Annotated in this window: 8 protein-coding genes and 1 pseudogene; 4 read left to right on the top strand and 5 right to left on the bottom strand. The window is 70.3% G+C overall.

Annotation, left to right across the window (positions count from 1 at the left end; all coding sequences use genetic code 11):
- Positions 1–39: 39 nt before the first annotated feature.
- The 5 genes from ACIBEC_RS26975 to ACIBEC_RS26955 form a co-directional block, all read right to left on the bottom strand.
- A complete protein-coding gene (locus tag ACIBEC_RS26975) occupies positions 40–1437 on the bottom strand; it encodes a PHB depolymerase family esterase (RefSeq protein WP_360504462.1) in 1398 nt (465 codons plus the stop codon).
- 67 nt (positions 1438–1504) lie between these two features.
- On the bottom strand, positions 1505–3865 hold the full coding sequence (locus ACIBEC_RS26970; protein ID WP_360504595.1) for a glycoside hydrolase family 3 N-terminal domain-containing protein: 2361 nt from the start codon (positions 3863–3865) through the stop codon (positions 1505–1507).
- A gap of 11 nt (positions 3866–3876) precedes the next feature.
- A complete protein-coding gene (locus ACIBEC_RS26965) occupies positions 3877–4695 on the bottom strand; it encodes a carbohydrate ABC transporter permease (protein ID WP_360504464.1) in 819 nt (272 codons plus the stop codon).
- The gene (locus ACIBEC_RS26960) at positions 4695–5633 is read right to left on the bottom strand and encodes a sugar ABC transporter permease (RefSeq protein ID WP_360504466.1); all 939 of its coding nucleotides are present in this window, start codon (positions 5631–5633) and stop codon (positions 4695–4697) included. The genes ACIBEC_RS26965 and ACIBEC_RS26960 overlap by 1 nt, the downstream gene beginning before the upstream one ends.
- Before the next feature lie 11 nt (positions 5634–5644).
- Positions 5645–6895 carry an ABC transporter substrate-binding protein gene (locus ACIBEC_RS26955; RefSeq protein WP_396289040.1) on the bottom strand — a complete coding sequence of 417 codons (1251 nt, stop codon included), beginning with the start codon at positions 6893–6895 and terminating at the stop codon, positions 5645–5647.
- A gap of 198 nt (positions 6896–7093) precedes the next feature.
- Between ACIBEC_RS26955 and ACIBEC_RS26950 the strand changes: the two genes are divergently transcribed.
- From ACIBEC_RS26950 to ACIBEC_RS26935, 4 genes and pseudogenes are all read left to right on the top strand, one after another.
- On the top strand, positions 7094–8119 hold the full coding sequence (locus ACIBEC_RS26950; RefSeq protein WP_360504470.1) for a LacI family DNA-binding transcriptional regulator: 1026 nt from the start codon (positions 7094–7096) through the stop codon (positions 8117–8119).
- Between the two features lie 473 nt (positions 8120–8592).
- Positions 8593–9576, top strand: a complete 984-nt coding sequence (locus tag ACIBEC_RS26945) for a glycoside hydrolase family 11 protein (protein ID WP_396289038.1) — start codon at positions 8593–8595, stop codon at positions 9574–9576.
- Between the two features lie 257 nt (positions 9577–9833).
- Positions 9834–11303 (top strand): annotated as a pseudogene (locus ACIBEC_RS26940) (endo-1,4-beta-xylanase); the annotation flags it as partial.
- Between the two features lie 103 nt (positions 11304–11406).
- On the top strand, positions 11407–11964 hold a 558-nt coding region (locus ACIBEC_RS26935; RefSeq protein WP_396289037.1), incomplete at its 3' end, for an RICIN domain-containing protein.

Genomic DNA, 11964 nt, shown 5'->3' with positions numbered 1-11964 from the left:
CCGGGTCACCGCGACCGGCGCGACCGCGGCGACCTCCGATCATCCGAACGTCCACTGCTGGTTCCTGCCGCCGCTGCAGCTCCACAGCTGGACGGGCGAGCCGTCGGCGGTGGCCAGGCCGGCCACGTCCAGGCAGAGCCCCGACTGCACCCCGGTGATCGTGCCGTTCGAGTTCAGCTGCCACTGCTGGTTGGCCTGGCCGTTGCAGGACCAGACGACCACCTTGGTGGCGTCGGTGGTGCCCTTGGCGTTGGCGTCCAGGCACAGCGTGCTGCCACCGACGATCACGGTCAGCTGCTTCGATGCCGTACGGGTCCAGGTCTGGTTCTCGCTGCCGTTGCAGGTGTGGATCTGCTGCTGGGTGCCCGGCGTCGCGTTGTTCGCGTCGGTCAGGCACTTGCCCGCGGCCACCGCGTGCAGCGCGCCGGTCGTGGCGCCGCCGGAGGACCCCGCGTCCAGGCCCATGAAGTGGATGGCGTTGGCGGCCATCGCGGTTCCCTGGACGGGCAGTTGATGCCCGGCCCCGACGATGCTGTACGCCTCGACCTGGGTGGTGCCGGCGCTGTTGTCGTACCGCGTACGGTTCCAGTTCGCCGCGGGGGTGTCCGTGGCCGACGGGGTCTGGCTCACGCCGAGGACGTCGGTCCACTGCTTGATCTCTTCACCGAGGTTGTTGTGGCTCAGGATCGTGTCGGCGGTTCCGTGCCACAGCTGCACGCGCGGACGCGGACCGGTGTAGCCGGGATCCCCCGTGGTGCGGACCAGTCCGCCCCACTGTTGCGGGCTCATGGACACCTTGCCCTGGGCGCAGTCCGCGTTCCAGCCGCGTACGGTGCCCGTGTGGAAGCAGTGGTAGGGCACTCCCATGAACGCCGCGCCCGCCTTGAACACATCGGGGTAGTCGGCGAGCATCACGTTCGTCATCATCCCGCCCGACGACTCGCCGGTCACGTACACGGCGTTGGCGTTGCCGCCGTAGTGCTGCTCCGTGTAGGTGATCATCGACATGAGCCCGACCGGGTCACTGCCGCCGTTGCGGGTCAGCGCCTGGTCCGAGGAGACGTCCCAGCAACTTCCGCTCGGGTTCGTCGAGGGGTAGATGACGAGGAACCCGTACCGGTCGGCCAGCGACCCGAAGTCGGTGCTGGAGTACAGGTAGGGCCCCGTCCCCTGGCACCCGTGCAGGGCCAGCAGGATCGGTGGGTTGGCCCTGACGCTGCTCGGCACGTACAGGTGCATCAGCAGACCTGTCGGGTTGGTGCCGAAGTTCGTGATCTGCGTCAGCGAGGCGGCGGCCTGCGGGGTGGCGGCCTGGGAGGCGGCGGCCTGCGGGGTGGCAGCGGCCTGGGGCGCGGCCTGCAGGCTCAGGCCGACCGCGAGGCCGATCGCGGCGACGATGCCCAGGAGACGGGACGGTAACGAGCGGGATCGGAACATGGGACCTCTCCGTCGGGATTGCCAGGGGTGTGGGGAAGGTTCGGTCGGCGGCCGGCCCGGTGACGGATCAGGTGCACCGGAAGTCCGCGTGCAGGCGCCGGGTGTGGTCCAGCGCGCGGACCGGGCCGTCCAGTCGGACGGTGGCGGTGAGCCGGACGTCGGTGCTGGAGGCGGAGACCCGCAGTTCCAGCTCGCCCGGCTCGACGATGCGTCGACCGTCGCGTCCGGTGAAGGACGCGAGGTCGGCGGGGACGCGGACCCGGATCCTGGACCGTGCCCCCGCGTCGAGGGTGATCCGCCGGTAGCCGATCAGCCGCAGGACCGGCTGGACGACGGAGGCGACGGGGTCGTGCAGGTAGAGCTGGACGGTCTCGCTGCCGCTCCGCTCACCGGTGTTGCGCAGGGTGAAGGCGAGGCCGAACTCGCCGTCCGTCGGGGCGGCGGCCTGCTCCACCTCCAGGTCGGTCCAGGCGAACGTGGTGTAGCCGATGCCGTGCCCGAATCCGAACGCGGGGGTCGGGTCCGTGCTGGACACCTCGCTGGGTCCGGCCAGGCGGGCGGCGAGGTAGGTGGAGGGCTGCACGGCCGGCCGGGCCGGGATGCTGACCGGCAGTCGGCCTGAGGGGTTGGTCCGGCCGCTGAGCACGGCGGCGATCGCCCCGGTCCCTGCCTCGCCGGGGAAGAAGGTCTGCACCAGGGCCGCCGCCTCGGTCGCCGCGCGTCCCAGCGCGTAGGGGCGGCCGGCGAGCAGCACCGGCACGACCGGCCTGCCGGTGTCCAGCAGTGCGTCGAGCAACTGCTGCTGCACGCCGGGCAGTTCCAGGGACTCGGCGTCGCAGCCCTCGCCACTGGTGCCGCGCCCGAACAGGCCGGCCCGGTCCCCGAGGGCGACGATCACGACATCGGCCTGCCGGGCCGCCTCGACGGCCTCGGCGAAGCCGGACGTGTCGAGCCCGTCGACGCTCGCCCCGGCCACCGTCCGGATCTCGCTGTCGGGGAACTCGGCCGCCAACGCCTGGCCCAGGGTGGGCAGTTCGATGCCGACCGGGATCCCGGGGTGCTGGCTGCCGACGTGTACGGGGAAGGCGTAGCAGCCCAGCACCGAGGTCGGGGTGTCGGCGTTGGGGCCGATCAGCGCGATCCGGCGGGGGCCGCGCAGCGGCAGGGTGCCGTCGTTGCGCAGCAGCACCACGGCCTGCTCGGCGATCTCCCGGGCGAGGGCGCGGTTCTCCGGGGGGTCCAGGTCGACCGAGCCGCGCAGCGCGTGCGGGTCGTCGAGCGGCCGACCGGCGATCGCCGCCGGGACGGCCTCCCAGTCCTGGTCCAGCAGGCCGAGTTGGGCCTTCTGCACCAGCACCCGGCGCAGCGCCCGGTCGACCAGCGACTCGGGCACGGTCCCGTCCTCGACGGCGCGCAGCAGCGGCTCCCCGTAGGTCTTGACGGTGGGCAGTTCCACGTCCACGCCGCTGGCCAGGGCGAGTGCGGCGGCCTCGGCCCAGTCTCCGGCGACGCCGTGCAGCACCTTGAGGAAGGCGATGCCGAAGTAGTCGGCGACCACGGTCCCCTCGAAGCCCCAGCTGTCGCGCAGCAGCCCGGTCAGCAGCGCCTCGTCGGCGGCCGAGGGGACGCCGTCGGTGTCGGTGTAGGCGTGCATGACCGAACGGGGCCGGCCCTCGCGCACCGCCATCTCGAAGGGCGGCAGGATCACGTCGGCACGCTCCCGCGCGCCCATGCCCACGGGGGCGAGGTTGCGTCCGGCGCGCGAGGCCGAGTACCCCGCGAAGTGCTTGAGCGTGGCGACGATCCCCGCCGACTCCAGGCCCTGCACGTAGGCGGTGGCCACCGTGCCGACCAGGTAGGGGTCTTCGCCGATGGTCTCCTCGACCCGGCCCCAGCGGGCGTCCCGGACGACGTCGAGGACCGGGGAGAGGCCCTGGTGGACGCCGACCGCGCGCATGTCGCGGCCGATGGCCGCGGCCATCCGCCGGATCAGGTCCGGGTCGAAGGTGGCACCCCAGGAGAGCGGCACCGGGTAGGCGGTGGCGCCCCAGGCGGCGAAGCCGGCCAGGCACTCCTCGTGCGCGAGGGCCGGGATGCCGAACCGGTTCGCGGCGGCGATGCGCTGCTGGCTGCGGGCCAGCGAGAGCGCGCCCAGCGCCGGGTCGACCGGCGCCGTGCCGAAGGGCCGGGTCAACTGGCCCAGCCCGGACGGGAGCAGGTCGTCGAGGGCGGGCGGATCCTCCATGTCGTGCTGGTGCGGGGCGACGTCGCCGCCCTCGTCGGAGGCGCCGACCCAGACGCCGACGAGCTGGGCCAGCTTCTCCGGAAGCGTCATCTCTGCGAGCACGGCGTCCGCGCGTTCCTCGGGGCTGAGCGCGCGGTCGCGCCAGCGGGCGGTCGGGGCAGCGGATGGGACGGCCAGGTTCATGTTGTTGCCGGTCACTTTCCTCCGACGCCCATGAGGCCTTGGACCAAGGCGCGTCGGGCGAACAGGTAGACGATGAAGACGGGGAGCGTCGACAGCACGACGGCGCTGAGCAGACCGGGCACGTCGACGCCGTGCTCGGTCTGGAAGTCGTACAGGCCGAGGGTGATGACCTTGGTGCTCTCCGACTGGGTGAGGATCAGCGGGAACAGGAAGCCGTTCCACGCCTGCAGCGCGGCGAAGACCACGACGGAGGAGAGACCGCCCTTGGACAGCGGCAGCACCAGCTGCCAGAACACCCGCCAGGGGGTGGCACCGTCCATGGCCATGGCCTCGTAGAGCTCGCCGGTGATGTCCCGCATCGCGCCGGTGAGGACCAGCGTGCACACCGGCAGGCAGAACGCCGCGGTGGGCAGGATGATGCCGAGCAGGTTGTCGTAGAGGCCGGCCTTGCTGATGACGTAGAACATCGGCACGATCACGGCCTGCGCCGGAATCGCCAGCCCCAGCAGGAAGATCCGGAAGACCGTGCCGATGGTCCTGCCCCGGGCCCGGACGATCGCGTAGGCGAGCGGGGGCACCACGAGCAGCACGATCGCGACCACGCTCACGGTGACGAGGAGCGTGTTGAGGAAGTCCCGGCCGAAGCCGTTGGAGAAGTCGTCGATGTAGTTCTGCAGCGTCAGCTGCGCGGGGAAGGTGAGCGGCCCCTGCGAGGAGTAGTCGGAGCGGGTCCGGAAGGTCGCGATCAGCAGGACGTACAGCGGGAAGCCGACCAGCGCCAGCCAGAGCAGCGAGCCGAGCCCGGCGAGGCGGTTGGGGCGCTGTCGCATCAAAGTCCCTCCGTGGTGCTGCGCATCCTGTCGTAGCCGGACAGGCGCACGACGGCCAGCGAGATCAGGGCGGCGACCACCACGAGGACCAGGGCGATGGCCGAGCCCGCGCCGAAGTCGAAGCTCTTGAAGGCCTGTTGGTACATGTAGTAGGCGCTGTTGGTGGTGTCGGTGCCGGGGCCGCCCTGGGTGAGGATGAGGACGGTGTCGAAGGTGGTGAGGCCGCCGACCAGCATCAGGATCATCGACGTGATCACGGTGTTGCGCAGCTGCGGCAGGGTGATGTGGAAGAACTGCCGCACCTTGCCCGCACCGTCGATGGACGCGGCCTGGTAGAGCACCTGCGGGATCGCCCGGGCGCCGCCCTGGTAGATCAGGGCATGCATGGGCGTCCACTGCCACATGCCGACGAAGGTGAGCACCGCGATGGCACTCTTCTGACTTCCCATCAGATTGCCGTCGCCGAAGAGCCATTGCAGCTGCGACGGCACACCGAAGTTGGGGTCGAGGATGGCGCGCCAGACCACCGAGATCGCGGTCGCGGACAGCAGCAGCGGGACGAAGAAGATCGCGGACAGCACGGCACGGTTGCGTTGGCGACCGGCCGCCCACACGCCCAGCAGGATGCTCACCGGGGTCTGCACGACCACGCCGGCCACGGTCAGCACCAGGGTCAGACCGACGCTCTGCGTCATCACCGGGTCGTGCAGCAGCTTGGTCCAGTTGGCGAAGCCGTTGAACCGGGGGGCGTCGACGCCGTTCCAGCTGGTGAAGGAGAGCACCGCCACCAGGACCAGCGGCAGAAGCGCGAACATCAGGAAGAACACGGTCGCGGGCAGCGCCCAGGCAAGGCCCGGGCGGGTCACCCCGACGCCGGTCCGGCGAGGCCGCGCCCGCAGGCGGCGACCGTACCCGGACACCAAGGAGGGAGCACTCATGGCGATCCGTCTCAGGAGGCGGGCAGGGCCTGCATGGCCTTGATGAAGCCGTCCACGTCGAGCTTGCCGTTGAAGAACTGCTGGACGGCGGTGTGGATCGGCGCGTTGGCGGCCGGCGGGTACGCCTGGTCCCAGGACAGCTGGAACGACGGGGCGGCCTTGACCAGGTCGTACTGGTACTTCGAGTACTCGGGGTTGTCCGCGGTGGCGAGGAACTGCTCGGTGTTGGTGGTGGTCGGCAGGTTGCCGATCGCCAGCTGCGCCTTCACGAACTCCTCGGAGTACATGAGCTTCAGGAAGGCGGCGGCTGCCTCGGGATGCCTGCTCTTCTTCAGCACCGAGTAGAAGTTGTTGGTGTTGCCGACCACGTCGGCCGGGTCGCCCTTGCCGCCGGCGATGGCGGGGAAGTTGCCGTACCCGAGACCGCTCTTGGCGAAGTCGGGGTTGGCGTCCCGCTGGGTGGCGTACTCCCAGGAGCCCATCAGCTCCAGGCCCGCCTTGCCCTTGGCCAGCAGGGCCGGGGAGCCGCCGTCGGTGAACTTGACCGAGTCGAAGTTCGAGCCGAACGCCCCGGCGTCGACCAGTTGCTTGAGCATGCCCAGGGCCTTCTTGGCGTCCTCGCTCTCCCAGGCGCTCCGGTCTCCGGACAGCGCCTTCTGGAACAGCTCGGGGCCCGCGACACGGTCGAACACGTACTCGTACCACATCAGGGTCGGCCACTGGTCGCCGCCGCCGAGGGCGATCGGGGTGATGCCCTTGGCCTTGAGCGCCCGGACGACGCCCAGCAGGTCGTCCCAGGTCTTCGGGGCGCTCAGGCCGGCGTCGGCCAGCACCTTCTTGTTGGTGAACAGCAGCACCGGCTGGGTGCCGCGCATCGGGATGCCGTAGGACTTGCCGTCGATCACCGCGGTGTTGAACACCGACGGCAGGAAGTTGCTCTTCAGCGCCGGGTCCGCGGCGATCATGTCGTCCAACGGGAGCAGCAGGTCGGACTTCACATAGGGCTGGATGCTGCCGCCGCCCCAGTTGAAGAAGACGTCCGGCGCCTGGGGGGTGTTGATGACGGTGTTGAGCTTGGCCTGGTAGTCCGCGCCGGGGATCGTGTCCAGGACGGCCTTGACCTTCGACGTCTTGTTGAAGGTGTCGACCAGTTGCTTCTCGACCTTGTTGCTGGCGTCCCCGTAGACCAGGACGTGGATCGTGCCGGAGCCCCCGCCGGCGGAGGATGAACCGCCACTGCCGCAGGCGGTCGTCCCCGCCATGACCGCGGCCAGGCCGAGTGCAGCCGCTAAAGTGCGCCTCTTCATCACAAGTCCCCTAAAGTTTCGACCTGTTTCTCGAAATTACCGCTGGCCGGGACGCTAGGTTGCGGACAGGTTTCGGGTCAACCCCCCGGATCGGGGGTTACTGAAGCGTGATGCGCCAACTGCCCTGCGCCGCCCGTGCCTTATGCTGCCTCCATGGAAAAGGGCGATGAACTGGGACGGGTGACCCTCGCGGACATCGCGCGCGAGGCCGAGGTCTCCGTTTCGACGGTTTCGAAGGTCCTCAACGGCCGTACCGACGTGGCGGCGGCCACCCGCGTCCGCGTCGAGCAGGTCCTGAGCGGCCACGACTACCGGCGCGCCGCGCGCGGCGGCGGGGAAGCACCCCTCGTCGAGATCGTCTTCCACGAGCTCGACAGCCTCTGGGCGATGGAACTCCTGCGTGGCGTCGAGGCCGTGGCGAGCGAGCACGGAGCGGCGGTCGTGGTCACCCACAGCGGTTCACGCCGCGCCCCCGGGCCGGAGTGGATCGAGGCGGTGCTGCGCCGGCGCCCCCTCGGTGTCGTGCTGGTCTTCTCCAGCCTGCCGCCCGAGTTCAAGCGCCAACTGCGCGCACGCTCCATCCCGTTCGTGATCGTCGACCCGGCCGGCAACCCCGATCCGGACGTGCCCTCGGTGGGCTCGGCCAACTGGGCCGGCGGCCTCGCCGCCACCCGGCACCTGATCGAGCTCGGCCACCGGCGCATCGCCATCGTCACCGGCCCCGAGGACACCCTCTGCTCCCTGGCCCGACTGGACGGCTACCGCTCCGCGATGTCCATGGCCGGCCTGGCGGTCGACCCCGCGCTGACCGCCTTCGGCGACTTCCACACCGAGGGCGGATTCGCCCAGGCCGAACGGCTGTTGGAGCTCCCCGACCGGCCCACCGCGATCTTCGCCGGCAGCGACCTCCAGGCGCTCGGGGTCATGGAGGCCGCCCGGGTCCGCGGCCTTCGCATCCCAGAGGACCTTTCCGTGGTCGGCTACGACGACCTGGACATCGCGCAATGGACCAGCCCCGCGCTGACCACCGTCCGCCAACCCCTGCGTGAGATGGCCGAACAGGCGACCCGTCTGATCCTCGCTCTCCGCACCGGGGAGGCTCCGGCGTCCCCCACCCGCCTCGAACTGTCGACCACCCTGGTGGTGCGCTCCAGCGCCGTGGCGCCCAGCCGGCCCTGACCGGAGCGGCACGGGCCCCCGCGCCGCGAGCAGCCCCGACGGGACACCGACATCCGGATCGCGAAACTTTCGCAGTTCTTCCGCGTTGATTGCGATCCACCCGTGGGGAACGTGGGGGAGCCGCAGGGAAATCGGGAGGCTCCTGACCGAGCCCCTGGGCTCGGCGGTCGACCGCCGAGCGCCTGGCCAGCACGTTCACCGGCGGGGGCGAGCCTGAGAGCGGGCGAAGGTATCGCCGTTTCGGTCGAAAGCGTTGACAACTTGTCGGGCTCAGGCCAACACTGGCGCCGTCGACAAGTCCGAGCGGCCCCGGATCCAGGCCCCCGCGTCGCCAACCACCCACAAGCGCGGACTTGTTGACGACAAGCCGGTTCCGTGCACCCACTGCACGACGCCGTCCGGGCGACCCCACCCTCGCGGCCGTCGGCGGCGCAGTGCTGCGCTCCCACCCATCGGCAGGACGGATCACCCCCGTGAACTTTCCCCACCCCAAGAGCCGCAAGGTCGATCACCCCCGGCGGCCGGCCGGCAAGGCGCGCGTCCTCCCCCTGGCCCTCGCCGCCGTCCTGGTCGCGCCCGGCACCGCCGAGGCCGCGACCGTCACCACGAACCAGACCGGCACCGACGGCGGATACTTCTACTCGTTCTGGACCGAGGGCACCGGTGCGGCCTCGATGTCCCTGAACGGCGGCGGTCACTACAGCACCTCCTGGAGCGGCGCCGGCAACTTCGTCGCCGGCAAGGGCTGGAGCACCGGGTCACGCAACCCGGTGACCTACTCGGGCACGTGGAGCACCAGCGGCAACGCCTACCTCTCGCTCTACGGCTGGAGCACCAACCCGCTCGTCGAGTACTACGTCGTCGAGAACTACGGCTCCTACAAGCCCACCGGCGCGTACAAGGGCACCGTCACCACGGACGGCGGCACCTACGACATCTACGAGACGACGCGCTACAACGCCCCCTCCATCGAGGGCATCAAGACCTTCAACCAATACTGGAGCGTCCGTCAGGCCAGGCGGACCGGCGGAACCGTCACCGTCGGGAACCACTTCGACGCGTGGGCCAAGTACGGCATGAACCTCGGCACCATGAACTACGAGATCATGGCCACCGAGGGCTACCGGAGCAGTGGCAGCTCCGACATCACACTCGGCTCCTCCGGCGGCGGCACCGGCGGTGGCACCGGCGGCAGCTGCACCGCGACACTCTCCGCCGGTGACTCGTGGAGCGACCGGTACAACCTGAACGTCTCGGTCACCGGATCGACCCCCTGGAAGGTCACCGTGAAGGTGCCCTCCCCGGAGAAGATCAGCTCGACCTGGAACATCAACGCGTCCTACCCCGACGCCCAGACCCTCGTTGCCACCCCCAACGGCGCGGGCAACACCTGGGGCATGACCGTGATGAAGAACGGCAGCACCACGTGGCCGACGGTCTCCTGCAGCGCGAGCTGACGGCCCGCCACCGCCCCAGGCGTTGACGCCGTATCACGCCTGCGGGAGATCTCACCTGCGCCTTCCGGGCCGGCGCGTGTCCACCCTTGATTGTTAACGCTCACAGTCAGTGCCGGCCAGTCGCCGGGCACCGCGCGGACACGCCCCCGCTCCGCCCGGCAGGAACCGCTCCACCCGGCAGTACGCGCACGACTACCAGACGACGCCCGCCCCCGACCGGTGCGCGGGCATCCCGCACCCGAGGAGAACGATCCGTCATGCCCTGGCTCCACACGAAACCCCTCCCCCGCAAGACCCTGACGGCGACCGCGTGCATGCTCGTCGGTGCGGCCACCGTCGTCACCGCGAGCCCCGCGGCTCATGCCGCCGGGTCGACCACGCTGGGCGCGGCCGCCGCCGGCAGCGGCCGCTACTTCGGCGCCGCCGTGGCCGCCGGTCGGCTCGGTGACTCGACGTACTCCACCATTCTCGACCGGGAATTCAACATGATCACCCCGGAGAACGAGATGAAGTGGGACACCATCGAACCCTCCCGCGGCAATTTCAACTTCGCCCCCGCCGACTCGATCGTCGGCCACGCCAACGCGCACGGCCAGCGGATGCGCGGCCACACCCTGGTCTGGCACTCGCAGCTCCCGTCCTGGGTCAGCTCCATCGGCGACGCGAACACCCTGCGCGGCGTGATGGACAACCACATCACCACCGAGATGTCCCACTACAAGGGCAAGATCTACGCCTGGGACGTCGTCAACGAGGCCTTCGCCGACGACGGCAGCGGCCGACACCGCAGCTCGGTGTTCCAGAACGTGCTGGGCGACGGCTTCATCGAGGAGGCCTTCCGCACCGCCCGGAACGTCGACCCCTCGGCCAAGCTCTGCTACAACGACTACAACATCGAGAACTGGACCGACGCCAAGACCCAGGGCGTCTACACCATGGTCAAGGACTTCAAGTCCCGCGGCGTGCCCATCGACTGCGTCGGCTTCCAGAGCCACTTCGGCGCCGGCGGCCCGCCGTCCAACTTCCAGACCACACTGTCCGACTTCGCCGCTCTGGGCGTTGACGTCCAGCTCACCGAGCTCGACATCGCCCAGGCGTCCACCACCGCGTACGCCAACGCGGTGAACGCCTGCCTGTCCGTCGCCCGGTGCACCGGCATCACGGTATGGGGCATCCGCGACAGCGACTCCTGGCGCAGCGGCGAGAACCCCCTGCTGTTCGACAACAACGGCAACAAGAAGCCCGCGTACGGCGCGGTCCTCACCACCCTGGGCGGCAGCGCCAACGGCACGCCGAGCGGGGGCATCGTCTCCGGCACCGTCTACACGCTCTCCGACGTGGCCGCCGGACGCGTTCTCGACGAGCCCGCAGGACAGAACGGCAACGGCACCCCGCTCCAGGTGTGGGAGGCCGGCGGCGCCGCCAACCAGCAGTGGCGGGCCACCCAGAACAGCGACGGCTCCTACACGCTGACCAACATCGCCAGCGGCCGCGCCCTGGACGAGCCGGCCAACCAGACGGGCAACGGGACGAAGATGCAGGTCTGGGACTCCAACGGCGGCGCCAACCAGCACTGGCGGGCCGGGCAGAACAGCGACGGCTCCTACACGCTGACCAACGTCGCCAGCGGCCGCGCCCTGGAGATCCCCGGTGGTCAGACCGCCAACGGCACTCCCGTCCAGATCTGGGACTCCAACGGCGGCGCCAACCAGCACTGGAACTTCAAGTGACCTGAGCCGCGGGGGTGCGCGCTCACGGCAGGCGCGCACCCGCGTATGTGAGCGATAACAAAGCCGGGTGACAGCTCCATCCGTTCACGAAGGAGATCCCATGCACAAACGAGGTTCCAGCCGCAGGCCGGTGTCCGCGGTGCTCACCGCCGTGGTCGCGGCCGTGGCGGCGCTGGCCGCGATGCTCGTCGCAACCCCCGCTCAGGCGGACACCAGCGGCGCCTTGCGCGGTGCGGGTTCCGGCCGGTGTCTCGACGTGTCGAACGCCGACCAGCGCGACGGCGCGTCCCTGCAGATCTACGACTGCTCGGGCGGCACCAACCAGCTGTGGACGTCGACGTCCGGCAACCAGCTGACCGTGTACGGCAACAAGTGCCTGGACGTGCCGGGCCACGCCACCACGGCCGGTACCCGGGTGCAGATCTGGACCTGCAGCGGCGCCGCGAACCAGCAGTGGCGGGTGAACTCCGACGGCACGATCGTCGGCGTCGAATCCGGACTGTGCCTGGACGTCGCGGGCGCCGGCGCGGCCAACGGCACGGCGGTGCAGCTCTGGAACTGCACCGGCGGCAGCAACCAGAAGTGGACCGGCCTGTCCGGGACGTCGACCCCACCGGGCGGCAACTGCACCCTGCCGTCGACGTACCGCTGGTCGTCG

The sequence above is a fragment of the Kitasatospora sp. NPDC051164 genome (assembly GCF_044455625.1).
GTDB lineage: Bacteria > Actinomycetota > Actinomycetes > Streptomycetales > Streptomycetaceae > Kitasatospora.
Note: the sequence above shows the minus strand (reverse complement) of the source record. Positions and strands in the feature narration are given on the sequence as shown.